We start from the raw sequence: 26,810 nt of genomic DNA on the forward strand, positions 1-26,810 counted from the left end.
CAACCGGAAACGCAGGGCCCTGGTCACTCCTTCCCGGAGTACCGGGGCCCTGTGCTTTAAACTGCCGTGTGTTTGTTTCTGCTAGGCCGGCCAGGTCAGCTGCCGGGACAACCGGGCGGTGAACTCCGCCTCGGGCATGGGCCTGCCAAAGTAGTAACCCTGGCCGCTTGAACAGCCGATGCTTCGGAGGGCTTCGGCTTGTTCCGCCGTCTCGATCCCTTCCCAAATCCCCTCAAGGCCACATGATCTGATGACCTGCTGGATGGCGGCCAGGAAATCCAGCTGGCTGGGGTCCTTGCCGACCTCGCGCACGAACTCCCGGTCAACCTTGACGCGGTCCACAGGAAGCTTCCTGAGGTAACCCATGGACGAATAGCCCGTACCGAAATCGTCGATCTCCAGCCCGACACCCAGCCGGTGGAGGCTCGCCAGGGTATAGCGGTCAAGCTCGTTGTTCTGGATGACTGCGCTTTCCGTCAGTTCCAGGACGAGCGAAGCGGGCTCGATTCCGGCCCCGGCAAGGGCTTCCCGGACGTCATCCACGAACGCCAGGCTCTGGAGGTCCGCCGCCGAGACGTTGATCCGCATGGTGAAGTCGTGATCCTCCGTGGCCGGGCTGTCCCGCCATGAACGGAGTTGCCGAACCGACGTGCGCAAAACCCACCGGCCCAGCTCGGCGATCAACCCGGTGGTTTCCGCGACCGGGATGAACTGGTCCGGCATGATGAGTCCGTGAACGGGATGGTTCCAGCGGACCAGCGCCTCGGCGCCTTCAATGCGCCCCGTCGCCAGCTCGACGATGGGCTGGTAGAAGAGAACCAACTGGTCCGAGCGGATGGCTTCGCGCAGTTCCCCGGCAATGTGCCGCTGCAATTGCCGTGCGTGCAGCGTTGCGGGATCGAACATCCTGAGTTTGTTCCGGCCCTCGACCTTCGATTCCTCCACTGCCATATCGGCTTCCAGCAGGAGGTCCTCAACGGTGTGGTGCGGTTCGGCGACCCGCAGGCCCATGCTCGCGCCGCAACGGACGCTGTTCCCACCGAGGTCGATGTTCGGCTCCAGCGCCGCCAAAATCCGGTTCCCGACGGCGGCGGCCCGGTTGAGCGGCGTGGCGGGCAGAAGTATCGCGAACTCGTCGCCGCCCAGGCGGGTTACGACGTCGTTCTCCCGCACTGCCGAGCGAATACGAACCGCAGCGGTCATCAGTACTTGGTCCGCGGCGGCGTGCCCGGCGGACTTCTTGAGCGCGGTGAAACCGTCGAGGTTCAGCAGGAGAAGAGCCGGCGGAGCGCCGCCCGCGTTAGCCGATTCCCGGGCTGCCTGGAAAGCGTCAACAAAAGCCAGGCGGTTGCCCACGCCGGTCAGTGGATCCGTTACCGGCGCGGTGCAGTGCTTCCGGCGGGAAAGGTGGAGTTCAGCCATGAGGGCGTGAACCTGCCGTTCCAGCTCGCGAACCCGCGAATCAACGTCAGCCGGACCGCAGCCCGGCTGTGTTGGTTCCGGCTCCAGCGCGCTCAAGAGAGATCCAACCGCCGCAGGTTATCGTCCACTACTGCCTTCGGCTTAGCAACGGGGTTGCTCCGTTCGTCGAGGAAAAGCCGGTAAGAGGCAACGTCCAGCCTGCCGTCCCGTTCCACCGACGGTCCTGAGCGGTACACGTGGGCAAGCCATGAGCCACCCATGATCGCTTCGATCCACGCGTCGCATTCAGCGAGCGGCAGGTGCACACGCGTGCCGGTGTTGCGACGATGCCCGGCGATGGACACCGTGATGCAACTGCCCAGGAGGCCCTTGTCGGCGGTAAACCAGGCCAGCCCTTCGACGTCGGCCACGATGGTCAGGTTTGCGTTGACGTCCTCCATGGACTGCACCGAGCCCATCCGGACGGAACGCCGGGCGGCATTCAGTGCAGTAGGAGTGCCGGCCTGGTACGGCGGGCTGGTGATGTCACGGCGGAACTCGCTGAGTTCCTGGTTGTGCTGGACTTGGATCCTCGTGGTGAGTTGCTTGTTGGTCATGATCGTGCCCCATCAGCGATTATGGCCGCCCCGAGGCGGTCTGTTCCGACAATTCGATTTCTTCCCTGCGATTTTGCGCTGTAGAGGGCCGCGTCTGCCGCCTCGATCATGGAATGGAGGTCTTGGTCGGCGGGAAAGCTCGACGTTACTCCGTAACTGATCGTGGGGAAGAAGACGCCCTCAGGCACATCCGTGGAAGCCATGCGGCGGCTGATTTCAGTCGCGATACTTTCAGCCCGTTCCTGTGTGGCGCCGGGGAGGAAAAGAATGAACTCCTCGCCGCCATACCTGCCTATCAGGTCCGTGGAACGGACGGAGGCCGTGCAGGCCTCAGCGAAAGCCTTGAGTGCAGAGTCACCTGCCCGGTGACCGTGTTCATCGTTGACCGTCTTGAAGTGGTCCAGGTCTGCCAGGACCACAGCCGCACCCGAGTCGGTTGAACGCAACCGGTTGAGTTCGGTAGTGGCAAGGTCCAGGAAGGTACCCCGGTTGAGGAGACCCGTGAGGTGGTCCCGCGTCGCGCGCTCGCGGAGCCCCTTGATCAGTTGGTCGCTGCTCAGCGCCGTCATGCTGAAGGACACAGTGACCAGGAGTACCAAGGAAACCAATCCCGATGGCGCGGGGCCGAAGTATGTACGGAACGTTGCGCTGCCCGGGCCTTCCACGGCGTAGACCACCCAACGCCCCAGGTAGTAGACCGCCAACAGGCCCGCCGCGACGGAAAGGGCCTTATGGACCTGGGCGTGCGTCGCTTTAATGAACCAGAGATCGCGGGCGGCCAACGCGATGCCAAGGGTCATCATGGCGAGGTACACGAATCCGCCGGACCACACGTTGGAAGCGGGGTTTTCCAGGACGGAAGCACCGGCCGTGATGACGGGCGCCACGGCCAATTGCCAAGGAGCCGCCTTCATGTCCCGCAAAGTACGGGCGCCGGCCCACACACTGAACGCTCCTGCCACCACCAGGACATTTCCCGTCGGGTTGGCCCAGAGCTGAAACGGTGTGCCGTTGAGCAGGAACGCGGAGTTACCCATCATGAACTGCAGCAGTGCCACGCTCCACCACCCCGCGTAGGGTGATCGAGTTCGGCGGTAGGACGTGCAAAACAACACGAACAGGGTCAACGTGACAACGCCCAGTGCAACCCTCACGGAAAATGCATCAAGCACCATGTTCCGCTCCTGTCACTAGGTCCCAGCCACTTTGCAACACGTTCGCGCGCCCATCAAAGCTGCTCCGTGCTTCCGGTGCTGCTTGTCCGGGCTGTAGTTTCAGTGTTGCCAGCCTGGCTCAACCTCCCATGCAGGATTCCCTCAAGATTGGCTCAAGATTCTGATGCTCCCAGGGCGTGCCGACGCCCGGGATCAAGCGGGAGGGCGGCCTCGCCCAGTTCTCCTCGAATGGCCGCTGCTTCGTCCGGGGTGGGTGTCATCAGCGGAGCCCGCACTGCAGGGCTCTCAAGCACCCTTTGCTCCGCCATCAAGTACTTGGCTGCGGCTGCCGGCGGGATGTGATTCATGACGGCCCTGGCCAAAGGAGCGAGCACGAAGTGGAGCTGCCGCGCCAACGGAAGGTCACCGGCCCGGACAGCGTCCACAAGTCGCCGGAAGAGGTCCGGAGCAACATTGGCCGAAACGCTCACGAGGCCTGCGGCACCAGCTGCCAGCCAGGGCAGAGCAAGCGCATCGTCCCCCGAATAGACGGCAAGGTCGGTCTCCGCGAGGACAACCGTGGTGGCAGCAAAATCGGCCTTGGCATCCTTGATCGCTACGATCGAGGGATTTTCCGCCAAGCGCAGGAGCGTGCTCGTCGTGATCGCGAGCCCGGTGCGTCCGGGGTTGTCGTAAAGCATGACGGGCAACTCTGAAGACGCGGCTATGTCAGTGAAGTGTTTGACGAGTCCGCCCTGTGTCGGCTTGTTGTAGTAGGGAGTGACCACGAGTTGGCCATCTGCTCCCGCACGCGCTGCGCGCCGGGCCATCGCGACGGAACGCATGGTGTCGTTGGTGCCCGTGCCCGCGACGATTTTGGCCCTGCCGCCCACAGCGTGCCTGACCTCGCGGATCAGCTGTTCCTTCTCGTCGCAGCCCAGCGATGAGGACTCCCCGGCCGTCCCGCAGACCACCAACCCGTCGGATCCGCGCCCTGCGAGGTAGACAGCCAGTTCACCGGCAGCAGCAAAGTCCACGTGCCCTTCAGCGGTGAAGGGCGTGACCATGGCCGTCAACAGGGTCCCGAAGGGTTGGGCTGCGGCAACCGGGGCTGTTTGCGGCTGCACCCCTTGCCCCGGATTCACCCCTTGCCCCTGCTTCGCCCCTCGACCGGGCTTCACAGCTGGCCGATGGTTTCTGCGGCGATGCCGAACGAGAGGGTCATACCGATTCCCGACGTCACGGAAATGGCCGTAGTGGTGGAATCGAGGTCTTCGACCACGAGGGATGTTTGCGGGCTCGAGGCGTAGATTCCTTGCCAACGCTGGGTCACGTTCAGGCGGGTTCCGAGGATCTTCCCGATTTCCGATACGAGGCGCGTGGTGATCCATTCGTCCTGGAAGGGCCCGATGGTCTGTCCGTAGACATGGCTGTCACCCAGAAGCAGGGTCCCGTCGGGGCGGCGGGTGAACATGACGTTTGCGCCCATGTCGATAAGTTCGGGGCTGTGGCCGAAGATTTCCTGCCGTACCGCGTCAGCTCCGGGCATGGTGGTGAATCCGTCGTAGCGCGTCATGGACGTTCCTGTCAGGACGGCCGAGTCCAAGGCGTAGCCGGTCGGCGCCGGTGCCATGGCCATTTGCAGCGCGCAGCGTTGGACCTGGTACCGGGCGGCAACTTCGGGAAACAGGTCATCGAGATCATGCCCTACGCAGACCAGGACCTTGTCGGCATGGAATTCGCCCCGGCTTGTATCCACGGTGCCCGTCCGGATGTCCTTCACGGTAGTTCCCCAGTGGATCTGGACGCCGCGCTGGTTTTGGAGCCAATCCGCGATGTCCGGCGCAGCCGTCCTGGGATCCACCCGTAGGTCTGCGGGCAGGAAAGCGCCGCCGCAGATGGCCGGGTCTGCTTCCGGGCTGAGTCGCGAGCGAACTTCCCGGGCGGTCAGCAGTTGGACGGAGTCTGCACCCCGCTGTTCGCTGAGCTGTTCGAGCACGGCCAGCTCGGTGGCGCTTCGCGCGACGACGACGGCACCCGCCTCGGGCGCCCAGAAGCCCACCGCTTTCGCCGCGGACAGCCAGCCCTCCCGGGAACGGTACGCGGTGTCGAGATACAGTCCGTCCTGCGCCGTGATGCAACAATGGCCAAAATTGCGGATGGATGCCCCGTTGGGCCGCATGTCGCGTTCGATGATCCTGACCGAGTAGCCGTTGCGCTGCGCTTCAAATGCATGGGCCAGTCCGATGATCCCGGCACCGATAATGATCAGGTCTGTCCGTTCACCGTTGAGCGGATCGTGTGATGTTGAGCGGTTGTTCATGGTTTTTCTGCCTCTCTAGTGATGTACGGCCGGGATGATCCATGGCACGTTTCCCGCCGGCTAGGGCCAGGCGTGCATCCTTTGCAGCATCTCGACAAACGACTGTTCCACTGGGGTCAGGACCTGGCCGGCCATGCGCACCAGGGACACTGCCCGGCGGCGTGGTCCAGGGCTGATCTTTAGCCGCACCAATTCGCCGGAGCGCAAGTCCGGTGCGACGACGTGCTCCGATATGAGGGCCAGCCCCAATCCTGCGCGTACGCATTCCCGGGCTGCTTCAGAAGACCAGATGGTCCATTGCTCGGCGTCGGTGAGCTTCCACTCCTCCAAGGCTTGGTCCTGGTCGAACCGCGTGGACGATCCGATTTCCCGCAACAGGAAGCGCTGGCCTTCCAGATCTGCAGGGACAAGGTCGCGGCCAGCCAACGGGCTGGCCCTGCCTGCGACCAGGACCAGCGCGTCGTCGAAAATAACTTTCGCTTCAAGCTGTTCAAAGTCGACTTCCCCCGCGCAGATGGCCAAGCTGATCTCCCGGTTGATCAGCCAGTCCGCCACAGCCTCGGTGTTGCCCACCCGCAGTTCCGTCCGCAGACCCTGGTTCTGTGCCAGGAAGCGGCTGAGCGCCCTGGGCAACAGGTACGACCCCAGCGTGGTGGTGCCTGCAATGGAGAGCTTCAGGTCTTGGATGCCTTGGGCCGCGGCCACGTCCGCGTCCACCTTGTCCATGACGGCAAAGATGGAGCGCGCGTGGCGGGCCAGCACTTCGCCGGCCGGAGTGAGCTTGGCACCGCCCGGCCCCCGGTCCAGCAAGTGCGCAGACAAGGACGTTTCGAGGCTCCTGACCTGCGCGGAGACGGAAGGCTGGCTCATGTAGAGCCGGCGTGCCGCCGCTGAAAAGCTTCCGGTTTCAACGACCGCCAGGAATATCCGCAGGCTGTGGATGCTCAGATTCATGTCTTGAACCTAGGCGCTCGGGATCAAGCAAGGAAACTGATGCATGCCGAGCGCCACTCCATATAGAAGTCCCAGGTCTCGGGAGAACATTCCGGTGCGCCGTACTGGGAGAGCTTGGCCCCCATATGGGGCATGTGCGGCCACGCTCCCACGCCGGGCCTGTTGACGTGGAGCATCCCCGCTTCAAAGGACTCCAGGGCGTCATAGATGTGGGCGCGGTTGTTGGTGAAGATGGTGCCCGACATGCCGTACTTGACCGAGTTGGAGATCGCCATGGCATGCGCGAAGTTCTCGGCATCGATGACGGCAAGAACCGGCCCGAAGACTTCCTCCATGGCCAACTCGGAGTCGGGCGCCACGTCGGTCAGAAGCGTCGGCTCCATGTAAAAGCCATGGATCAGCCCGCCCTCGTCGGCGATTTTCCCGCCCGTTCGGATGACTGCCCCGGAGTCCGAAGCTTGTTCAATGGCACGGACGCATGCGGTGAGGCGATCCAGGTTCACCACCGGCCCCAGCCTTGTGGATTCCTTGGTGGGGTCGCCAATGGTCAGCTCCCCGATCCGGGACAAGACCTTGCCCACCAGTTCCTCCCTCACGGTGCGCTCTACCACCACGCGGCTGGTGGCGCTGCAACGCTGTCCCGCCTGACCGAACGCTCCGTGAAGGATGGCGTCCGCTGCTAGGTCGAGGTCTGCGTCCGCCAACACGATGAGCGCGTTCTTCCCGCCCAACTCCAGCTGGGTCCGGGCAAGCCTTGGGGCGGCAGCCTGCTGGATAGCCAGACCCACACCCAGCGATCCTGTGAAGGAGATACCCCGGACCAGGGGATGGTTGCTGAGCGTTTCGCCCGGGGCCTTGTCGCCTTGGACAAGATTCAGCACTCCTGCCGGCACTCCGGCTTCGGTGAAGATGTCCACCAGCAAGGCAGCTGTCAGAGGTGCAAGCGGTGAGGGCTTAAGGACGGCAGTACACCCCGACAGCAATGCCGGTGCCACCTTCCAGACGGGGATGGCGAGCGGGAAGTTCCATGGCGTGATCAGCGCGACCACACCGATGGGTTTGCGCCAGGTGAGCGCCATGCTCCTCGCCTCATCGGCTGGAAGCGTGGAGCCCGAAAGACGGCGGCCCTCTCCTGCGATGTAGCGGAGGATGTCGATGGCTCGCTGGGCTTCGCCACGCGATTCACGCAGGCACTTTCCTTGCTCCCGGGTGACCGCGGAGGCCAGTTCTTCCTTTCGCCGGGAAAGTACTTCAGCTGCCCTGAAGAGGATGTCGCCGCGCTTGATGCTGCCGAGCGACTCCCACGGTTGCCGCGCCTTCGCGGCTGACTCGATCGCGTCGAGCGCATCCTGGGCCGTGGAATCCGGGAAGAGTCCTATGACATCCCGGGTGTCGGCTGGGTTCGTGTTGGGGAAGGTGCTGCCTTCGGACGACGGCCGCCATTGGCCGTCGATGAAGTTCAACATCAGGTTGGGGTCGTTGATGACGTTCATGATTCCTCTGCTGGTGTTCTTTGGAGGCTGGATCATTGTTTGGGTCAGGCGCTGACGGGACGTTTGTTCCACGATGGAATCAGCAATGCTGCGGCGAGCAAAGCTGCGCCTGCAAAGGTGTAGAAGATGACCGTCCCTGAGAAAAATCCGGGGAGGAGTCCGCCCAGGATGGCACCGACGGAGCCACAGCCATTGATGAATCCGGTAGCGCCCGCGGCGTACTTTGAGGTGCCGAAGTCCACTGCGGCTACGCCGGAAACCATTGCGTCGGAGGCATAGGCAGTCAATCCGATGAATGACAGGAGGAGCACGATGAGCGCGATTTCGCCTGTCTGGGTAGTTACCTGCCAGAGCCCGAGCGCCGCAACCAACAGCAACAGGCTTAGCACGCTGGGAGGTACCCGCCTGGCCCCGAAAAGAGTGTCGGACATCCAGCCGGCGAGGATGGGAGCAACCATTCCCGTGATGCCGAAGGCCACCGGAACCATGATTGCCGTCATGGCACTAAGGTTCGGCATGGCCTCCAGCACCAGGACCGGTCCCCACAAAAGGACCGCGTACCTGGCCGGTTTTATCAGGAAGTACACCAATCCCAGGCGGAGCACCATGGGCTCGTACCGGACAGCCGCCAGCAGATCACGGAGGGCGAACCTGGCCCGCTTCGGCACGGCGGAAGCCTTTGAGTCCTTGCGATGTTCCGCATCGAGCAACGAAGGATCTTCATCGATCCCGGGCAGCCCGACTTCCTGGGGAGAATTCCGCTGGAAGATGAGGAACAAAACGAAAGCGAAAAGGATGACTGCGGTTCCGGCGATGAACGCCCACCGCCAACTATCGAAAAGCGAGTATGCAACCCAACCCGTGACGGGAGCACCGGCAAGGCCGCCAAAAGCGTAGCTGGTGGAAAAGAAGCCCATGGCGCGTCCGCGCTTGCTGATGGTGAAGAATGATGCAATGTTCTTGCTGAGCGCCGCCCACCCCGTGGACTGGGCTAGCCCCTGGGCAATCATGAGGGGAAGGAACAATGCAACGGCAGGGACTACGCCCATCAGGAATGAAGCCACGCCGGCCATGATCATGCCGCCCGCAACCACTACCCGGGTGCCGTATTTCTCAGCACACGCTCCCCAGACGAACTGGCCGATGGCGTAGGCCGCCAAGTAGGCAGAATCGAGGAGCCCGAGCGTTTGCTTGGTCAGGAAGCCTTCCTCGAGCACGCCCACTTTGGCGGCCGAGAAAGCTGAGCGGGGGAAGTAGAAAGCGGCATAAGCCAGCCACGACAGGGCGAAGATCCGCACCTGCCATTTGAAGAGTTCCTGCCGCTTGCTGGGAGTTGCAGGACCGTTGGTTGTAGCGCCTGGTGGTAGTGACTGCGTTTGGGGGAACTTGAAATCGGACATTGGGGAGTCCTCTCGTCATGCAAACCTATCAACTGGGGGTGCCCATCGGGGCCGGAGCTTGCTGGGCCCGCCTGGGAAGGCGAGGCGGGCCCTGACGACAGCAATGTCAGCTGACAGCCACAAGGTTGAGTGCTGCATGGGTGGTTGCCACCCAGAAGGCGTCATAGTTGTGGGCCACAGCGCGCTCCCCGTTGGGAGCCGTACCCGCGGTTCCGGTGGGGGCAGGCAGCACCCGGTTGATAAAGAACGGGATGTTGAGTTCGCCCAGCCCGCCGTGGGAACGGAGCGGGACCTCCAGGTTGTTCAAGTCGTGCCAAGCCCGGTAGCGGCCTAGCGCAGTGTGCTTGTCGGACAGGACGGTCAGGTGGCCCATTCGATCCAACGGCATGTCGAAAAGCTTCGCGGCGTCCTCGGACAAGTGCACGTCCGTGATGCCTTCCCTGCCCTTCAATGCAGCAAGCACAGCGGCGCGATCCGCGCCAGGGGGAAGGAAGATGTTGGCGAAGGATCCCAATGCACCATGGTGGACGGTGTAGGGGTCGGTGATGGGAAGGATGACTCGGCTGCCGCCGTCGGGTGTGTCGCCGGCGAGTCCCAGGAGGCTGTTGACTTCTTCTTCAAGGTAGATGACCCGGGGCTTGCCGTCGTCCTGATGCTTGGGGCTCATGCCGTGGTCCGCCGTAATCACGACGACGGCCCCGCGCTTGTCCAGCTCGGCGGCGTAGTGGTCGATCATGGCGTAGAAATCGTTGGCAGTCTCCGTCCCCGGTGCATTCTTGTGCTGGATGTAATCGGTGAGTGTCAGGTACATGAGGTCGGGCGTACGCTGCTCAAGCAGCCGCACGCCGGCGGCCAGGACGAATTCGCTCAGTTCCGCCGAATAGACTCCCGGAAGATCCATGTCCACCAGCTCCATAACGGACTCAATACCGTTTCGCTCGAGGGTGGCTTCGTTGGCTTTCTCTGCCGAGAAGCAGATTCCCTTGTTGGAAGGCTCCACCATGCTGCCGGACCCGGCGGGGTCCAATCCTGGCTGGGTGAGACCCGCCGCAAGGAGGCGCGAGAGCTTGTCCTTGGCAGTTACTACGGCCACAGACAGCCCGGCGGCCGCAGCCGCAGCGAAAATCGTGGGCGCCCGGAGGAACTTGGGATCGTTCATCAGGACTTCCTCGCCCGTCTCCGGGTCCAGGATGTAGTTTCCGCAGATGCCGTGGACAGCCGGCGGGCGCCCGGTCGCGATGGACATGTTGTTTGGGTTTGTCAGCGTAGGTACGGCGCAGTGTGCGGGCCATGAGCTGCCCCTCGAAGCCACAAGTTCCTTCAACCACGGCATCCGTCCGGCAGCAATGGCTTCCTCGTGATATGCGGGTTCGCTGCCGTCGATGCAAATGACCACGACAGGCGCGTCGGAGAACGCGTAGCTACGACCGTTGACTGAAAATTCCGCAGGTGACATAGGGCTTCCTACTCTCGAGTGTGCCGTCGCGGTTCGCACCGGAGGGCGTGTTCACAACTGATGAGTACAAGCATGTTGGGGAATGCCCGGCCCCGGCAGACACAAAAAAGCTATGCAGGGTATTGGGAAGCCCTATGGTCTTGCCATCCGGGTGTTAGATGGGGGTATGTGGATCGGCTGGATTGAATTCGATGTGCTCCTGGGCGATGTCCACAGCCTCAAGGAGAAGCGCTCGATTGTGAGGCCGTTGGTGGCCGAACTTAAACGCCGTTTCGATGTTTCGGCGGCCGAGACCGGCCTCCAGGACCAGTACCGCCGGACGATGATTGGTGCGGCTTTGGTGGCGACGGACCACACGCACTTGAGGGAGGTGCTCGACGCCGTTGAACGGTTCGTGGCTGCCCGGCCTGAGCTTGAGCTGCTGAGCGCCCGGCAGCGGGAACTGCACAGCGAAGACTGACGTCAGTAGCCGATGACCGCCGCGCGAGTCGAGTCCAGGTGGGCGTCGATCGCTTGATGGGCAGCTTCGAGGCTTCGGCTACGGAGGGCGTCCACGATCAACTGGTGCTCACGGAGGACGTCGTCCGCGCGGTCGACTCCTTGGGTCACTGCCCGCACGCCGATCCGCAGCTGCCGTTGCCTCAGAGACGCGTAGAAATCGGCGAGGATAGGGTTGCCGCCGGCCCGGACCATGAGCGTGTGGAATTCCGTGTCCAGCTCGATGAACCGGGCAGGATCCTCCTTGGCTCCCTGTTGCTGGTCGATGATGCGCTGGAAGGCCTCGATCTGGCTGTCCGGCATGCTTTCCAGGTCTGAAACGGCCCACTTCTCCACGACCGACCGCGCTTGCAGGATGGCCCGCACGTCAGGGTCGGAAATCGGGGGCACGTACGCGCCTTTGTGTGGAATGCGCTTGACGAATCCCTCAGCCTCAAGCCGCAGCAGCGCCTCCCGGACGGGCGTGCGCGAAGTCCCCGTAGACTTCGCCAGCACCGCCTCGTTAAGGAAGGTTTCCTCATCCCTGGGCAGGGCTGCGATGTAGCTTTTCATCCACTGGTAGGCCACTTCGGGCTGCGACAGCGCAGTGGGAGTCATCTGGATCATGGAGAGCCTTTCTCGCGAAGCCCAGTATACGAGTTGCATTCAGGACGGTCCCGGATGCGCTGCGAAAATCTTCTTCTTCAACTATAGACGGGTTGTATACAACTGGTCTACAGTAAATATCAGCAACACCGAAGTGACTCCGCTCACGAATTGGAACCCCTCAAATACTTGGGATCGGCAGCCTGACCCAGTCGAAGGCAAGACACCCAACCGCAAAAGGATCCCCACCATGACCGATTTGAAGAAAGCAGAACTAAGGCAGCAAAAGCACTCAAGCTTGCCCGTGGTAGCTGCTTCGAGCCTGGCCGGAACGGCCGTCGAATGGTACGACTTCTTCCTCTACGGCACCGCCGCAGCATTGGTTTTCAATAAGCTCTTCTTTCCCACTGACGATCCGCTCGTAGGCACCATGCTGGCGCTCGGAACATTCGCGGCAGGCTTTCTGGCACGACCCCTCGGCGCCATCGTGCTTGGCCACCTGGGCGATAAGCACGGCCGCCGCGCAACGCTGGTCGCGAGCCTCATGCTGATGGGCGTCGCCACCACCCTCATCGCGTTCATCCCCGCCTACGCAGCCATCGGCATCGCAGCACCGTTGCTGCTCCTGCTGTTGCGCCTGGTTCAGGGATTCGCCCTGGGCGGCGAATGGGGTGGCGCAGTCCTCCTTGTTTCAGAGCACAGCAATGACAGTGCCCGCCGTGCGTTCTGGTCCTCCTGGCCCAACATGGGCCCGCCCCTCGGCAACCTCATGGCCGCTGGCGTCCTGGCAATCCTGGCCGCCACCATGCCGGAGAGCGAGTTCCTCGCTTGGGGTTGGCGCATTGCTTTTGGATTGTCAGCACTGCTGGTGGTCATCGGACTCGTCCTGCGTCTCTATGTCCAGGAAACACCGCTGTTCAAAGAAGCACAGCGGAAGCGCGAAGCGGAGGGCAACAAGGAACGGAAGATGCCGCTGGCAGTCCTGTTCCGCCGCAACTGGCGTGAAATCCTCATCGCGACCGGCAGCCGCATGGGCGAAAACGCCGGGTTCTACATCTACTCGCTGTTCATCATTACCTATGTCACCCAGATCATGGGACTCCAGCGGCAGACCGGCCTTACCGCCGTCATGATCGGCCAGGCAGTGGCCGTTATCGCGATTCCCATCCTTGCCCTCTACGCGGACAAGGTGGGCCGCAAGCCCATCATGATTGGCGCCTCGGTTGCCACGGTTGTGTGGGCGTTCGCGTTCTTCTTCCTCCTGAACACCGGGCAGGTCTGGGGCATCATCGCCGCAGCCGTGGGTGGTTTGCTGATCTTTGCCGCCTACAGTTCCGTGATCGGTGCCTTCTTCTCGGAACTCTTTCCCACCGACGTCAGGTACAGCGGCACATCAGTGGCCTACAACCTGGCCTCGCTCATTGCCGGTTCCCTGTCCCCGATCATTGCACTTGCCCTGTACAGCGCGTTCGGTACCGGGTACGCAATCGGGATCTACCTCGCCGCGATGGGGTTGATCTCCATGGTTTCGGTGATGTTCGCAAAGGAGACCAAGAACCTCCGGCTCAGCGATCTTGACGAGCAGGTCGCGGCGGGCCCCAAGCCCGCAGTGGACCAACCCGCGGCAGACCAAGCCCCGGCAGATAAGGAACGCGCATGAAGGTCGCCCTGGTCCAAGTAGCCAGCCCGGACAACGAATCCCGCCAGGAACGGATCGACCGGGTGGAGGCCCTCCTTCGAGGCATCTCCGGCGCCGAACTGATCGTCCTTCCCGAATTGTGGAGCGCAGGCTACTTCCACTTCGACGAGTACCGGGACCTCGCCGAGACCTTGGACGGCCCTACGGTGTCCATGTGCTCGCGGGCAGCCAAAGACCTGGGCGTCCACCTTCATATAGGCAGCATCATCGAGGCCGGTGCGGACGGACAACTGAGCAACACGTCCATCCTGTTGGGACCCGACGGCAACGTGGTCCACACATACCGGAAAATCCACGTCTTCGGATACAAGTCCAAAGAGGCCGGCCTGTTGACGGCGGGATCCTCGCTGCCAGTGGTCCAGACACCGTTCGGTACTACCGCCGGTATCACCTGCTATGACCTCCGCTTCCCCGGATTGTGGATGGAGCTGAGCACCCGCGGCGCGGAAATCGTGATCGTTCCTGCTGCGTGGCCGGCGGCCCGGAGGGAACACTGGCGGCTGCTCACTACGGCCAGGGCTTTGGAGCACCAGCTCTTCGTGGTTGCCTGCAACGCTGCCGGCAGCCAGGAAGGGGTGGAGCTCGGCGGCCACAGCCGGGTAGTGGACCCCGCGGGCAATGTCCTTGCCGAGGCGGGCGCTGGAGAATCCGTGCTCATAGTGGACATCGATCCCGGCCAAGTAGGCGCGGTCCGCTCCGAATTTCCCGTGATCGGTGATCGCCTCGCCGCCTACGACACCTTGACCGCATGAACGGCCAAGCCATGAACGCCCAAGCCTTCCAAGGAGACGGAATGGAAACAACAAGGCAAGTGCCCCTCACCTTCAGGGTGGTGGGAACGGAAAGTACCATCACAGTCTCGGACTTCCATGCAGTGGTTGCCGGCTACACAGGCCGCGACCCCAAGGCAGTCCAACACCACATTGACGAACTGGCGGCCATTGGCGTCGCGCCCCCACCGGAGGTGCCCATGTTCTACCGCATGGACTCTGACCTGTTCGAGACCTCCGGCGAGCACGACACGTCCGACAACCTGACCTCAGGCGAGATCGAACCCCTGTACATCCGCCACGAGGGCAAGTACTACCTGGGCATCGGCTCCGACCATACGGACAGGGACATCGAAGCCAGGGACATCGGCGAATCCAAGAGGGCCTGCCCCAAACCGGTGGCCGGTGAGGTGATTGCCGTCGAAAGCCTGGAAAAGCTGGACCTGGATCAGTGCACCGCACGGTCCTGGGTGGACGGGACCCTCTACCAGGAGGGTTCCCTGGCCGGCCTCCGCAAGCCGGCCGACGTCGTCGAAAAGCTCTTGGCGCGCACCGACGTCGGCGACGCCGATTTCATGTGCCTCGGCGGCACTCTGCCGCTGCTGAACGGAAAGTTCGTTGACGGAACTTCCTGGAAGTTGGAGCTCTCGTTCCCGGATGGGACGAGAATCGAACATAACTACAAAATCAAGAAAGGCTCACTCCGATGAGAACCGGAAAGCAGTATTTGAAGTCCCTCAATGACGGCCGGACGGTGATCCTCGACGGCGAGGTAGTCGGCAACGTTTTGGAGCATCCGGCGTTCGCAAACGTCGCCCGGACCATGGCCGAGCTGTTCGATATCGCAGCCGACCCCGCCAACGGAATGCAGTTCCACTCCGAGGAAATCGGCGGACCGGCCAACCGCACCTTTGCAGCGCCGCGAAGCCAGGAAGAACTTGTCCTCCGCCGCCACGCCATCGAAAAGTGGGCCAAGCAAACGCACGGCTGGGTGGGCCGCAGCCCCGACCACGTGGGTACGTTCTTCGCCGCATTCGGCTCCCACCCCGGCGTCTTCGCCAATGACGACCACGATTTCGCCGGCAACGTGGAACGGTACTACAAGAAGATCCTGTCCGAGAACCTGTACCTTTCCTACGCCATCATTCCCCCGCAAGTCTCCCGGGCGACCACGGCGTCAGGCTGGGAGGGCGAGTACTTGCAGGTCGGCGTCGTGCGTGAAACCGAGGAGGGCATCATTGTCCGCGGTTCGCAGATGCTGGCCACGGGTGCTGCCATTGCGGACGAAGTGTTCGTCACCTGCATCAAGCCGTTGGGACCGGACGATGTGGACTTCGCGGTCAGCTTCGCCGTCCCGGTGGCCACCGACGGCCTGAAGCTTTACTGCCGCAGGCCGTTCGCACCCGCCGCCACGAGTGACTTCGACTACCCGCTCACCAGCCACTACGACGAGCCGGATGCCCTGGTTGTCTTCGACGACGTCCTCATCCCCTGGGACCGCGTGTTCATCAACCGGAACATCGAGACCCTCCGCCGCCAGTTCTTCGACACCGGCGCGCACGCCTTGGGCAACTGGCAGGCGCAGATCCGGTTCTCCACCAAGCTGAAGTTCATCGCTTCGGTGGCCCGCAAGGTAACTCAGGTGAACGGCACGGACAAGATCCCCGGAGTCCAGGAGAAGCTCGGCGAGCTGGCCGCGATCGTGCAGTCGGTTGAGTCGGCGGTCCTCGCCGCTGAATACACCGCAACAACGGACGACGCCGGCATGGTGGTTCCGGGGAAAGCAGCCCTTTACGGGGCCATGGGCTTGCAGTCCGAGACGTACCCCCGCGTAATTTCGATCCTGCGTGACCTGGTGGGCGGCGGCGTGCTGCAGCTGCCCTCGAGCATCGCGGACATGACCAGCAGCGTGACCCGCCCGGACATGGAGCGCTACGTCCAGTCGCCGGGCGTTGCCAGCGAAGAGCGGGTGAAGCTGTTCAAGCTCGCGTGGGACATCATCGGCTCCGAGTTCGCAGGGCGGCACCAGCAGTACGAGATGTTCTATGCCGGTGCACCGTTCGTGGTCCGGGGTGCCTACACCTACCGGAACTACGGCTATGACGCGCTGGTGGCGGAACTGGACACGTTCCTTGGTTCCTACAGCATCAACGGCACCGTCAACAGCGAGGAGGAGATCTAGCCATGGCAAAGCCCGAGTTCGAGTTCACACCGGTATCCTCGGTGGACTTCACCCCCTGCAACCCGCACATCGACGGCCTGTCCGAGGCCATCCTCGCCCGGGATTCGGACAACGACTCCGTGACCCGGATCCTCAAGTTCGAGCCCGGCACTGACACCTCCCCCAACGGCGTCCTGACCCACGATTTCTGGGAAGAGGTCTTCATCTTCGAGGGCTCGTTCGTGGACCAGCGCCTCGGCAGGACCTTCAAGGCCGGCGACTGGGCCACCCGCCCGCCGGGCATGGAACACGGGCCGTGGGTTTCCGAGAACGGCGCCAAGATGTTCGAGGTCCGCTACTACACCGATCCGGCACAAACAGGGCGGAGCAACTGACATGAGCCTCGCACCGCTTTTCACCGTTCCGGACGCCATGGGAATGCGCCGGGCCATGGGCCGTTTCCTCACCGGGGTGGCCGTGGTCACCACCAAGCACGACGACGAACTGTACGGTATGACCATCAGCTCGCTCACCTCCATCAGCCTGGAGCCGCCCATCCTGATGATCTCGCTGAACTTCGGCACCCGGACCGGCGAGGCCCTCATGGAGAGCGGCAAGTTCGCCGTGTCCATCCTGGGGGCCAAGCAGGAGTCGGTGGCACGTCGGTTCGCGGTGCGGGGCGGCGACCGCTTCGGTGAGGGCGACTTCGACGTCACCGAGAGCGGCTTGCCGGTGATTAAGGGCGCCCTCGCCCAGGCGGATTGCACGGTGGTGCAACAGTACGACGTCGGTGATCACCAGGTCTTCTTCGGACAGGTGACCACGTGCCGGGATCGGGACGGCGAGGTGCTCGCGTTCAAGGCGGGCCGCTTCGGCTCGTTCAGCGACTTCGGCCACGCCGAGATCCCCTGGATGTTTTGAACAAAAGCCCGACCTGGGCTATAACGCTCGACGGCGGTACGCACCTTAAGGTGCGTACCGCCGTCGAGCGTTTACGGGAGGCTTTTCAGCCCGCCCGGGCTACTTGGATGTTCCTTGTGAAACCGAGCCCTGCAACTGGCGTTGGAAGATCACGTACACGATCAGCACCGGGATGACCGTGACGGTGACAGCCGCGAACAGTGCGCCGAAGTCCACGGCGTAACCCATCTGGCCGGCGAAGGCTGCGAGGCCCTGTGACAGGACCCGTGGTCCGGCGGCATTGATGGACACCGGAATCAGGAACTGGTTCCACAAGCCGAGGAAGTTGAAGATGGCAACCGAGGCAAGGCCCGGCTTGGCCATCGGCAACATGACCTGGAAGAAGGTCCGCCACTCCCCTGCCCCGTCCAACGCTGCCGCTTCCGTGATTTCGTGCGGCAGTGACTTGAAGAAGGAGAAGAGGAAGAACACGGTGAAAGGCAGCGCGAAACCGACGTACACCATGATCAGGCCCGGCAAGGTGTTCAGGAGGCCGATGTTCTTCATGATGAAGAACAGCGGCACCATGGCCAGGAAGATCGGGAAGGTGAGCCCGGCGAGCATCAGGTAGTAGATCGCCTTGCTGCCTGGGAAGGTGTAGCGGGCCAGTACGTAGGCACACATGGCACCGAGGACCATGACGATCACCAACGCCCCACCCACGACTATGACGGAGTTCAGGAAGTAGCTTCCGATGCCGGCCTCGGACCAGGCTTTGACGTAGTTATCGAAACGCCACTGCGACGGCAAGGCGAACGGCGAGGCGAAGATTTCGCTGGACGACTTGAACGAGGACATGAACGTCCACAGCAGCGGGAGGATCACGATCAGGGACCAGATGGTCAAAGCCGTATGGGAGATGGCGCCCACCATTTTGTCTCCGGGCGTGGTGGCCGGAGTACGCGGCTGGAAGTGCAGCGACTTCCTTTCGGGGGTTGCGACTTTGGTTGTCATCAGGCGCTCACATCCTTGTCGCCGCCGGTGAGCCGATTAACTACGAACACCAGGCCGGAGAAGATCAACGTGGTGATGGCCAGCACCACGCCCATGGCACTTGCCAGGCCGAACTGGCCCTTGCTGAAGGCCGTGAAGAACAACTGCTGAGCCATGACGAGCGTGGAGTTGTCCGGACCACCGCCGGAGTTCAGGGCCGCCATGTAGACGAAGGCGTCGAGCGCCAGGATGCCCATGTAGATGTAGGCGGTCTGGATGTTGTCCCGGATCAGCGGAATGGTGATGGATACGGCAGTGCGGAAACGGCCTGCGCCGTCGATCCTCGCGGCCTCGAACAACTCGGCCGGGATGCCCTTGATGCCCGCGACGAACAGAACCATGTAGAAGCCAACGAAACCCCACACGATCACGAACATCGTGGCGATCATGGCCGTGTTCTTATCGCCCAGCCACGCGAAATCCTTGAATTGGTCAAAGCCAAGCCCGGTGAGGATGCCGTTGAGCAAGCCACCGGAAGGATCGTAGATCTGGCCCCACATAATGCCGATGGCGATCGCCGGAATCGTGTAGGGGAAGAAGGAAACGACGCGGTAGAAGCTGGAATTGCGGAGGCCCTTGATCTGGCCCTTGCTGCTTCCACCCACGGTCACCAGGGTGGCGAGGACCAGGCTCAGGATGATGGTGATGATTGGCAGGAAGATCACCAGGAGGATGTTGTTCCCCATGGCCTTCATGAAGATGTCGTCCGTGAAGATCTTCTGGTAGTTCTCCAGGCCCGTGAAGTTCATGGTGGGCGAGAAGCCCGTCCAGTCTGTCATTGAGTAGTAGAACGCCTGCGCGAACGGTGAGATCACGAAGATGAGGTAGATTGCCAGCGGCAGTCCAAGGAACACTGCGAAGAAACTGACCTTGTCCCACGTCAGCGGCTTGCGCCGTCGCCTGACCACTTGTGGGGGCGCCATGGCCGGAACGACGGCGGCGACCTGGCCGTCATCGTTCCGGCTCGCTTGCGTTTTCACTACTGTCACTTCACTTCGATCTTCTTGACGGAGCTGTCGTTACGGACCTTGTCGGTAATGGCCTGGAGGGCGGAGGTCAGGGTTGCGACATCGGACTTACCGTCCAGGAACGTGTTCCACACGACCAGCTGGTCCTTGTTGGTGCCGTAAAGGTCGATGAAGTTCCAGGTGTAGATGTTGTCGCCTGCGTCGGCGAGGAGCTTGGTCTGGGAGACCAGTGCCGTGGAGCCGAAACCATCTGCCGGAACAGTGTCCTTGACGATGGTGGGCGCCAGTTTGGTCTTGGCGAAGTTGGTGGCGGCCTCCTTGGAGAGCATGACGCGGAGCAGTTCCTTGCCACCGGCCACGTTCTTGCCTTGGGACGGAACGATGAACGGCTCGCCGGCCGCGCTGTGCAAGGATTCGTACGGCATCTTCGGGCTGCTGCTCACTGAAGGTGCGGGGGCGCCCATCATGTTGAAGCCGGCCTTGGTCTGGTCCTTCATTTCGTTCTCGATCCACGAACCGGACGGGTAGAACACTGCCTCCTGGGCGTTGCTCCACTGTGCCTGCGCCGCTGTGAACTGTGTGCCGGAACCGCCCGGCTTGAAGAAGCCGGCCTTCACGATCTTGTCCAAAGCAGTGAAGACAGACTGGATGGCCGGGTGCGACCAGCAGCCTTCCTTGAGGTTCTCGAGCGCGAGCCGGACTTCGTCGCCGCCTTCCTTGATGGCGGAAGCGATGGCCAGTTCCTGGTAGTAGGTAGCGGCTTCCTTGCCCCAGACAAAGAGGTACTTGCCCTTCGCCTTGGCCTGCTCGCCCAGCGCGTACATTTCGTCCCAGGTCTTCGGCACGGTCCAGCCGTTTTCCTTGAGCAAGGCATCCGAGTACCAGACGGCAAAGACGGTGAGGACGTAGTTCAGGGCGGCAAGCTTGCCGTCGAACGTACCCGGAGCCAGGACGCCGGTGTAGAGGGTGTCCTTGATGACCTTGCCCTCAAGGTTCTTGGCCTCCACCACGCTGGTGAGGTCCTCAAGCTGGGCAAGGATGGTGCTGAAGCCGATGGCCTTGGCACCGGAATTATCGATCAGGTCCGGCGGGTTGCCGCCCACGAAGCGCGGCTGGAGCTCCTGCGCAATGTCCGTGGACGGGGCAATCTTGGCGGTGGAACCCTCATGGGTCTTCTCGAAGGTCTTGCCGGCGAACTCGACGTAGTCGATGCCGTAGCCGCCCTTGAAGATCACGGCATCAACGGTGGACTTGTCCGCCATGCCGAAGGGGTTGGTATCGGAGACGGTGCCCGTGGGACCCGCGGTGGTACCGCCACCGCCTGCTGCACAGGACGCAATGGTTCCGCCCATGGGGACGAGCACCGCAGCTGCGAGTGCCCCGCGGAGGAATCCGCGGCGACCAAGGGACTGGTGCTGAACGTTCATTTCAAAACCCTCCAGTGACTCGTAATGTCGACTGTTGCGGCAGGCGGCCGGAAAGTCGGACAGTCTGGGCCGGCGTTCTGCAGCGCCAACCTTCGTGTGACATACTTCACCACGAATGATCGAAAATCAATATTTCTTGGCAGTTTCGATCAACATTTGTCAAAGCGTGATCTTTCTACGGACCCTCCGCCAAGGCTTTGCCGCACTCCGTGATCGCCTCCCGGGCGAGCTCCTTCTGCCGCTCGGTTCCCAGTCTTTCCGCCCATTGCTCGGCCAACTGGAACTCCACGAGGGCTTCGGTAAAGCGCTTGTTTCCGTGCAACAACCAGCCCAGGTTTGCGTGCAAAGCAATCATCCATCGCTTGGTTCGCTCATGATGCGCGGTGGATGCGTACTCGAGGCCGCTCCGGAGCCAGGCCTCCGCATGGGCCTGGTCTGCGATCGAGAGCATGTGGAGGGCGTCAACCGCCAGAAATTCCTCACCAAGATGGTCCGCCAACTCCGCGGCCTGTTCCAAAAGCGGCACCGCCATGGCAGGGTGACCGCCGGCGTTCAAGACCCGCCCGCGCTCCAAGAGCACGCGAACGCCCACCGTGGGTTCGTCTCCGTCGATGCCGTCCAACAGCGCGTCCGCTTCCTCGAAGCGGCCCTGCAAACTGATGGCCCGCCCAAGCTGGGTTGCCAACTCAGCCCGCTCATCGGCGTCGTAGATTTCCTCGATCATGGCTGCGCGGAACCGGGCCTCGGACGCTGCCGGATCGCCAAAGTTCCACAGATGGTCCAAAGTTCCCTGATCCAGCATCAACCCGCTCCTGACCAGCTCCCGGCTGCGCCCGTTGGCTTGCACTAATCAATCTAGCCCCATGTCAGCGGCGTGGGGAGAGGGTGCGGGGGCGTGTCAGCGGGGACTCAGGCGTGGCGTTTCAGTTGCCCCGGCGATTGGCGAGCCGCGCCCACCCGAGTTGCTCCTGTTGCTTCCGGCTGAGCGTTGCCACCACGAGGTCGTAGGAATCCTCCACCATGTCCCGGATCATGTCATCGGGCAGGGAGCCATCCAGGCGGACGCCGTTCCAGTGGGTCTTGTTCATGTGCCAGGCGCCCGTGATCTCCGGATTGGCGGCGCGCAGCTGTACCGCCAACGCAGGTTCGCACTTGAGGCTGACGGACCAGTTGTCCGGATCCATCGCGGAGAGCGCGAACATCTTGGCCTCCTGGCGTGCCCCTCCAGCGACGGCGGCACGCACCTTGAACACAGATAGTTCCGGTCCGAACGGGAAGTCTTCATAGGCGCCGGGAAAACCCAGGCAGATCTCTCGCAGGCGGGGAACATCCATGGTTCGAGGGTACTCCGGCTTAGGCCACACCCAGGAAGTCTTCCAACAGCACCACTTCCAAGCCCGCGGCGAGTTGTGCAGCCCTAAAGGCCGCAAGGTCAGCCGCGAACTCCGCCCGGAAATGCATCAGCACAATGTCGCCGGGCCGGAGCGAGTTGCCCACTTGGTAGTCCATCTTCCCGGCATTGGCCTTGGCCTCCCACGTAACGATCGCCTTCATCCCTGCATCCGCCACGGCCTGCCGCATCACGTTGGAGTACGCTCCTCCCGGCGGACGGAACAGCGTGGGACGGCGGCCGTATTGCTGGAACGCATACTCCTGCATGTCCGCAATGTCGTTCAACTGCTGCTGGTATCCCCACTGCCGCACCATGTTGATGTTGTGGGTTACGGTGTGGTTCTCCACCAGGCTGCCCTGTTTCTGGAATGCCTTGAAGAAAGCCGGGTTATCCGCGATGGTGTCCTTGGTCAGGAACAGCGAAGCGGGATAGTCGTACCCCGTCATCAGGCTGACGGACTCCGGTGATTTGATGTTGCCGTCGTCGATGGTCAGGAACACCACAGGGTGCTTCGTCTCGATCTTGGTGATCACCGGCGCAAGACCGCCTGCAATCGGCGGCAGCTGATAGTCAGGAATGAAGCTCCGGCGGATCCGCTTGGTGGCGGTGGGCGTCGGGGTTGCGGACCCCGCGTACGACGGCGGCACCTCACCGGACGCGGGAACCGAAGCTCCCGTAGCGGGCACCCCGCCGGACGCGACCGCAGGACTGGGCGGCAGCTCCGTCGTCGGGCCTGTGCTGCACGAGGTCAGTCCGGCCAAGACCGAAGCGCCGAAAGCACTGACAACGGCCCGCCTGCTGGGTGCTGAAAAGGGCGTAGCAGAATGGTCGCCGCACATGGCCGTCCCCCAAGGCTCAAAGAATGATTCAGCTGCAATTTAGCAGAGGAATCAGGTCCCGCCTTACAGGCCGTAATGCCAGCCTTCACGTGCCGGACACGAATTAACGACGACGTCGAGTCCGGCGTCCCTGGCGCGCTGGCAGGCTTCGTCGTCGAAGACGCCCAACTGAAGCCACACGGCCTTGGCGCCGATCTCGATCGCTTGGTCGATGACGGCGCCCACACGCTGGGAATTAACGAAGCAATCCACCACGTCAATGGGGTGCTTTTCGGCCGGAATGTCCAGGAGGGACTTGTATCCCTTCTCGCCATGCACGTCCTCGCCTTTAAGGTTCACGGGGATGATTTCCATGCCCATGCGGTCGCGGACGTAGAGCGAGACGTCGTAAGCGGAGCGCCATTCGTTGTTGCTGAGGCCCACGATGGCCCAGCAGCCTTTGGACCGCATCAGCCGCTCCACCACTGCGGGATCGTTGACATGCATCATGGCGCAAGCCTACCCCTACGGCGTTTCCGGGGTTGGGCGGGCTGGGGTTAGGGACGCCGGGTTTCGAGTTACGGTTGGGCGCGCTTAAGCCACTGCTGGAGCTTGTCCACGAAGGACGGGACCTGCCCGCCGGCACGGTCGCCGGTCAGGGCGGGAAAGAAGTGGCCGTTCTTGTTGCCCTGTGACTTGTCCGGCGACCCTGGTGCCGACGGAGCCGGTTTGGCGGGAGCAATGCCCGGCCCCGCGACCGCCGGGAGGGTCGGCTGGGCTTTGTTGGCCTGGGCTTTGGAGTTTTGGGGCGTGCTGCCTTGGGACTTGTCCGATTGCGCTTTGCCTTGGGCGTTGGACTGGGAATTGCCGGGCTGTTGCTCCGTGGGTTCAGTCTCATCGCCGGACGCTGTGCCCGGCGCTCCCCAGTTGCCCGCGTTGCCCTGGGGCGAAGTGTTCCGGGTCAGGGCATTTCGGTCCGCCTGGGCGTCATCGGCCCGGGGCGCAGCCGGTGCAGGCAGGACGGAATTCGTGCCAGGAACTTGCTGCCCCTGAACTGGTGATTCCGGACCGGGTGCGTCGGCATCTTCCGCTCCGCCCGTCGGAGAAACCGGCGGTATTGCGGCAGGGTCGCTTGCCTGTGCCGGTTCGGTGCCGACCTGGGGTGCATCCGGTACAGGCAGGACAGCCGGAGCGGCAGACCACTGCGGCGCCAGGTTGCTGAACAGATGATCGATGAATGTAGGGGTACGGGTAAAACCGGAGCTCGCCGCCGCGACGCCGCTGGCTCCGAGCCCCATGGCCGCCACTACGGCCACGCTGATGACGGCGGTGCGGTGCTTGTTGCGCCAGCGGCGCTTGCTCAGTTCATCGTGCGGTCCGGCCAACATGGCCGCCAACTCTCCCATAGGAGCGGGCGCAGAAGCATGGGCCAAGGAGCCGAGTGAAAGCAACGTCCTCTGGACGTCGTGAGTGCCTGTGAGATTGGCGTCGAGCAGCAATTCATCCACGATTGCTTCGCGTTCGCTGTCCCTGTATGTCATGACGACACGTATTCCTTTACTACCGAATGCTCACGGAGCGTGATCAAAGCCCGCCGTTGCAGTTGCTTCACTGCCCCGGCAGTTTTCCCCATGATGCCGGCAACCTGCTCCACCGTTAGTCCGGCGACGATGCGGAGTGCCAGGACCTCGCGTTGCTCGTCGGAGAGGCAGTCCAGCAGCTTCATGACCTCCCGTGGTGCCAGCAGGCCCATCGCTTCAGACTCGGCAGATCCCGTTTCGCGGGTGTCGCGTTCGGGCTCGTACTCGTGGTGTTCCGGTGCCCTGCTTTGCTTTCGATGCTCATCCACCATGCGGGCGTGCGCCACCGAGAAGACGAAAGTCCGGAGTCCGGCCGTGCCGCCGCTGAGGTCATCAATGCGGGGCAGGACTGCCAGGAACACATCCTGGGTCACAGCTTCCGGATCTGACACGCCTTTGGCCGTCAGGTAGCCGAGAACCGGACCCGCGTAGGCCTGATAGACGGCACTGAACAGTTCCGCGTTATTGCCCTTGAGTGCTAGAAGCGCTTCGTCGGTCAATGCGTCGGTCACAGAAGAGACTTTCGATCGGCGGCAGGTCCGTGGCTGGGAGCCAAGGTCATCCGCCTTTGCTCGACGGGCGACCCCACCAAGGGTATCTGCTCTGCAGGGCTGTCCCAAGGACAGCCCGCCATGTCCCGTGGAAATCTCCGTGGGACAAGGAAGGGCCGAGCTGGAACATGATGGGGGACAAATTCCAGCTCGGCCCTTTCAATGACGTAATCGTCCGGGTACGGCAAAGGGTTACGCGAGGTACGGATTTTTTGAGAACTTTTTTGTCGGGCCTCGCCGCGGACGGTTTCCGGGCTACTCCGGGGCATCGGTGGGAGCCTCGTATCCCGCGGGAACCCGCGGAACTCCAGCATCCAAAGCGCCCGTGTAGACGCAGGCAGCGGCCAGCCGGGCACCATCGCCTGCCAAATCCACCGTCAGCCTTTCCGCTGTGGTGACGGGAACCTGGTGGAGGCGCCGGCTGCCGACTGTCAGTCCTGAAGCAATCTCGGTACCGCCATCCGCGGTCGTGGAGGCCGCGATTCTATGCCGGACAATCCGCTGGCCGGCCCCTAAATCCTCAACGAGTTCTACGTGGTTGAACGTGACCGCCGCCGGAAAGCTCAAAGTGGCTCCGCCGTCGTGATGTTCCAGCGATGCCTCAACCCGGCCGGAAAGGCGACCGTCAAGTTCCCGTTTCCATTCGCGGAGCCTCTCCTGGTCCTCATCCGGAATGAGTCCGCGGTAGTCCGGTGGAAGGTTCAGCAGGAGGTTCGCCCCCATGCCCACTGATTGGTAGTAGATGGCAAGGAGGTGCTCTGTGGTCTTCGGCTCATCCGCTGGGTGCCAGAACCATCCGCGGCGAATGGAGACATCGCACTCGGGCGGCAGGTAGGCGGCGGCTCCGAGTTCCGAGCTCGATTCCGTGTATTGGGTATCGGCCGTGCGATCCACGACGTAGTTGACCGGGTCTTCAGCGAGCCCGTTCTCGTTGCCCACCCAGCGGATGGTGGGGTGCCCCATATTGAAGATCATGGCGTCGGGCTGGTGCTCCCGGACTACGGACATGATCCGGCCCCAGTCGTACTTACGGCCTACGGAACCTGCACCGTCAAACCACAATTCCATGAGCGGACCGTAGCCCGTGCAAAGCTCCGTGAGTTGCTGGATGTAGAAGTCATCGTAAGCCGCAGGGTCGCTGTAGCAGGCGGCGTTGCGGTCCCAAGGCGAAAGGTAGAGTCCAAGACCGATCCCTTGCCGGGCACACGCGTCCGCTACCTCCCGCACCACGTCTCCACCACCACCCTGCCACGCAGAGCCGGCCACCGAGTAGTCCGTGGTTGCCGTAGGCCAGAGGCAGAAGCCGTCGTGGTGTTTGGCCGTGAGGACCAAGTACCTCGCGCCCGCTTCCTTGGCGATGCCGACCCAGCTGTCGGCGTCGAGCTCTATCGGGTTGAAAGTGGCTGCCGGGATGGTGCCGTCGCTCCACTCCTTACCCGCAAAGGTGTTGATGCCGAAGTGGATGAAAATGCCGAATTCGAGATGCTGCCAGTCGAGTTGGGCCTGGGTGGGGGCGAGGTTGGGCACTGCGGGACTCCTGCCGTGGGCGTGGTTGAGTCGAGAGGTTGAGTCAAGGTTAGCTGCGGGCGCAGAGGGCCTCGGCTCCCAT

General features: G+C 62.7%; 28 protein-coding genes. 8 read left to right on the top strand and 20 right to left on the bottom strand.

Annotated features, from left to right (window positions below):
- Positions 1–81 precede the first annotated feature (81 nt).
- From AB0N65_RS00860 to phnA, 9 genes are all read right to left on the bottom strand, one after another.
- Positions 82–1,518 (bottom strand): bifunctional diguanylate cyclase/phosphodiesterase, encoded by a 1,437-nt coding sequence (locus AB0N65_RS00860; RefSeq protein WP_364156362.1) that lies wholly within the window; start codon positions 1,516–1,518, stop codon positions 82–84.
- Positions 1,515–2,018 carry a hypothetical protein gene (locus AB0N65_RS00865; protein WP_364156364.1) on the bottom strand — a complete coding sequence of 168 codons (504 nt, stop codon included), beginning with the start codon at positions 2,016–2,018 and terminating at the stop codon, positions 1,515–1,517. Before AB0N65_RS00865 ends, AB0N65_RS00860 begins: the two co-directional genes overlap by 4 nt.
- A complete protein-coding gene (locus AB0N65_RS00870; RefSeq protein ID WP_364156367.1) occupies positions 2,015–3,193 on the bottom strand; it encodes a GGDEF domain-containing protein in 1,179 nt (392 codons plus the stop codon). The genes AB0N65_RS00865 and AB0N65_RS00870 overlap by 4 nt, the downstream gene beginning before the upstream one ends.
- 152 nt (positions 3,194–3,345) lie before the next feature.
- Entirely contained in the window at positions 3,346–4,299 is a 954-nt protein-coding gene (gene dapA, locus AB0N65_RS00875) for a 4-hydroxy-tetrahydrodipicolinate synthase (protein ID WP_364156370.1), read from the bottom strand.
- A gap of 50 nt (positions 4,300–4,349) precedes the next feature.
- Entirely contained in the window at positions 4,350–5,495 is a 1,146-nt protein-coding gene (locus AB0N65_RS00880) for a TIGR03364 family FAD-dependent oxidoreductase (protein WP_364156373.1), read from the bottom strand.
- A gap of 60 nt (positions 5,496–5,555) precedes the next feature.
- On the bottom strand, positions 5,556–6,449 hold the full coding sequence (locus AB0N65_RS00885; protein WP_364156376.1) for a LysR family transcriptional regulator: 894 nt from the start codon (positions 6,447–6,449) through the stop codon (positions 5,556–5,558).
- Positions 6,450–6,472: 23 nt separating this feature from the next.
- Complete coding sequence (locus tag AB0N65_RS00890; protein ID WP_364156379.1) at positions 6,473–7,942, bottom strand: aldehyde dehydrogenase family protein; 1,470 nt, start codon at positions 7,940–7,942, stop codon at positions 6,473–6,475.
- 44 nt (positions 7,943–7,986) lie between these two features.
- Positions 7,987–9,342, bottom strand: a complete 1,356-nt coding sequence (locus AB0N65_RS00895; RefSeq protein WP_364156381.1) for an MFS transporter — start codon at positions 9,340–9,342, stop codon at positions 7,987–7,989.
- 106 nt (positions 9,343–9,448) lie between these two features.
- Positions 9,449–10,798 carry a phosphonoacetate hydrolase gene (gene phnA, locus AB0N65_RS00900; protein ID WP_364156384.1) on the bottom strand — a complete coding sequence of 450 codons (1,350 nt, stop codon included), beginning with the start codon at positions 10,796–10,798 and terminating at the stop codon, positions 9,449–9,451.
- A gap of 166 nt (positions 10,799–10,964) precedes the next feature.
- Here phnA and AB0N65_RS00905 point away from each other — a divergent pair, with 166 nt between their 5' ends.
- Positions 10,965–11,258: a DUF503 domain-containing protein gene (locus AB0N65_RS00905; RefSeq protein WP_364156387.1), complete on the top strand. Its 294-nt coding sequence runs from the start codon at positions 10,965–10,967 to the stop codon at positions 11,256–11,258.
- Positions 11,259–11,260: 2 nt separating this feature from the next.
- On the opposite strand, the gene AB0N65_RS00910 is transcribed toward AB0N65_RS00905, so the two are convergent.
- Positions 11,261–11,902 (bottom strand): GntR family transcriptional regulator, encoded by a 642-nt coding sequence (locus AB0N65_RS00910; RefSeq protein WP_364156390.1) that lies wholly within the window; start codon positions 11,900–11,902, stop codon positions 11,261–11,263.
- A gap of 229 nt (positions 11,903–12,131) precedes the next feature.
- Here AB0N65_RS00910 and AB0N65_RS00915 point away from each other — a divergent pair, with 229 nt between their 5' ends.
- From AB0N65_RS00915 to AB0N65_RS00940, 6 genes are read left to right on the top strand one after another with little or no spacing between them, the layout of a single operon-like run.
- Complete coding sequence (locus AB0N65_RS00915; RefSeq protein ID WP_364156393.1) at positions 12,132–13,541, top strand: MFS transporter; 1,410 nt, start codon at positions 12,132–12,134, stop codon at positions 13,539–13,541.
- On the top strand, positions 13,538–14,332 hold the full coding sequence (locus AB0N65_RS00920; protein ID WP_364156396.1) for a carbon-nitrogen family hydrolase: 795 nt from the start codon (positions 13,538–13,540) through the stop codon (positions 14,330–14,332). The genes AB0N65_RS00915 and AB0N65_RS00920 overlap by 4 nt, the downstream gene beginning before the upstream one ends.
- Before the next feature lie 41 nt (positions 14,333–14,373).
- A complete protein-coding gene (locus AB0N65_RS00925) occupies positions 14,374–15,060 on the top strand; it encodes a DUF2848 family protein (RefSeq protein ID WP_364156399.1) in 687 nt (228 codons plus the stop codon).
- Positions 15,057–16,532 (top strand): 4-hydroxyphenylacetate 3-hydroxylase N-terminal domain-containing protein, encoded by a 1,476-nt coding sequence (locus tag AB0N65_RS00930; RefSeq protein WP_364156402.1) that lies wholly within the window; start codon positions 15,057–15,059, stop codon positions 16,530–16,532. Before AB0N65_RS00925 ends, AB0N65_RS00930 begins: the two co-directional genes overlap by 4 nt.
- 2 nt (positions 16,533–16,534) lie before the next feature.
- Positions 16,535–16,906 carry a cupin domain-containing protein gene (locus AB0N65_RS00935; RefSeq protein ID WP_364156405.1) on the top strand — a complete coding sequence of 124 codons (372 nt, stop codon included), beginning with the start codon at positions 16,535–16,537 and terminating at the stop codon, positions 16,904–16,906.
- A 1-nt stretch (position 16,907) separates the two neighbouring features.
- A complete protein-coding gene (locus AB0N65_RS00940) occupies positions 16,908–17,432 on the top strand; it encodes a flavin reductase family protein (protein ID WP_364156408.1) in 525 nt (174 codons plus the stop codon).
- Between the two features lie 99 nt (positions 17,433–17,531).
- Here AB0N65_RS00940 and AB0N65_RS00945 read toward each other — a convergent pair whose 3' ends face one another.
- The 6 genes from AB0N65_RS00945 to AB0N65_RS00970 form a co-directional block, all read right to left on the bottom strand.
- Positions 17,532–18,425: a carbohydrate ABC transporter permease gene (locus tag AB0N65_RS00945; RefSeq protein ID WP_364156411.1), complete on the bottom strand. Its 894-nt coding sequence runs from the start codon at positions 18,423–18,425 to the stop codon at positions 17,532–17,534.
- Entirely contained in the window at positions 18,425–19,453 is a 1,029-nt protein-coding gene (locus AB0N65_RS00950) for a sugar ABC transporter permease (protein WP_364156413.1), read from the bottom strand. The genes AB0N65_RS00945 and AB0N65_RS00950 overlap by 1 nt, the downstream gene beginning before the upstream one ends.
- A complete protein-coding gene (ngcE, locus tag AB0N65_RS00955; protein WP_364156416.1) occupies positions 19,450–20,859 on the bottom strand; it encodes an N-acetylglucosamine/diacetylchitobiose ABC transporter substrate-binding protein in 1,410 nt (469 codons plus the stop codon). Before ngcE ends, AB0N65_RS00950 begins: the two co-directional genes overlap by 4 nt.
- Before the next feature lie 175 nt (positions 20,860–21,034).
- Positions 21,035–21,661 (bottom strand): hypothetical protein, encoded by a 627-nt coding sequence (locus AB0N65_RS00960; protein ID WP_364156418.1) that lies wholly within the window; start codon positions 21,659–21,661, stop codon positions 21,035–21,037.
- A 121-nt stretch (positions 21,662–21,782) separates the two neighbouring features.
- Positions 21,783–22,193, bottom strand: coding sequence for an MmcQ/YjbR family DNA-binding protein (locus AB0N65_RS00965; RefSeq protein WP_364156421.1), 411 nt, complete (start codon positions 22,191–22,193; stop codon positions 21,783–21,785).
- A gap of 19 nt (positions 22,194–22,212) precedes the next feature.
- Positions 22,213–22,785 carry a polysaccharide deacetylase family protein gene (locus AB0N65_RS00970; protein WP_364156424.1) on the bottom strand — a complete coding sequence of 191 codons (573 nt, stop codon included), beginning with the start codon at positions 22,783–22,785 and terminating at the stop codon, positions 22,213–22,215.
- A gap of 43 nt (positions 22,786–22,828) precedes the next feature.
- Between AB0N65_RS00970 and AB0N65_RS00975 the strand changes: the two genes are divergently transcribed.
- Positions 22,829–23,134: a hypothetical protein gene (locus tag AB0N65_RS00975; RefSeq protein ID WP_364156427.1), complete on the top strand. Its 306-nt coding sequence runs from the start codon at positions 22,829–22,831 to the stop codon at positions 23,132–23,134.
- 20 nt (positions 23,135–23,154) lie between these two features.
- Here the strand turns inward: AB0N65_RS00975 and AB0N65_RS00980 are convergent, their stop codons facing one another.
- From AB0N65_RS00980 to AB0N65_RS00995, 4 genes are all read right to left on the bottom strand, one after another.
- Complete coding sequence (locus AB0N65_RS00980) at positions 23,155–23,580, bottom strand: CoA-binding protein (protein ID WP_364156430.1); 426 nt, start codon at positions 23,578–23,580, stop codon at positions 23,155–23,157.
- 68 nt (positions 23,581–23,648) lie between these two features.
- Positions 23,649–24,611: a hypothetical protein gene (locus tag AB0N65_RS00985; protein ID WP_364156432.1), complete on the bottom strand. Its 963-nt coding sequence runs from the start codon at positions 24,609–24,611 to the stop codon at positions 23,649–23,651.
- Complete coding sequence (locus AB0N65_RS00990) at positions 24,608–25,162, bottom strand: sigma-70 family RNA polymerase sigma factor (protein ID WP_364156434.1); 555 nt, start codon at positions 25,160–25,162, stop codon at positions 24,608–24,610. Before AB0N65_RS00990 ends, AB0N65_RS00985 begins: the two co-directional genes overlap by 4 nt.
- Positions 25,163–25,456: 294 nt before the next feature.
- Positions 25,457–26,728: an alpha-L-fucosidase gene (locus AB0N65_RS00995; RefSeq protein WP_364156436.1), complete on the bottom strand. Its 1,272-nt coding sequence runs from the start codon at positions 26,726–26,728 to the stop codon at positions 25,457–25,459.
- Positions 26,729–26,810: the final 82 nt, after the last annotated feature.

The organism is Paenarthrobacter sp. NPDC089322, assembly GCF_040684895.1.
In the GTDB taxonomy this organism is placed as follows: Bacteria; Actinomycetota; Actinomycetes; order Actinomycetales; family Micrococcaceae; genus Arthrobacter.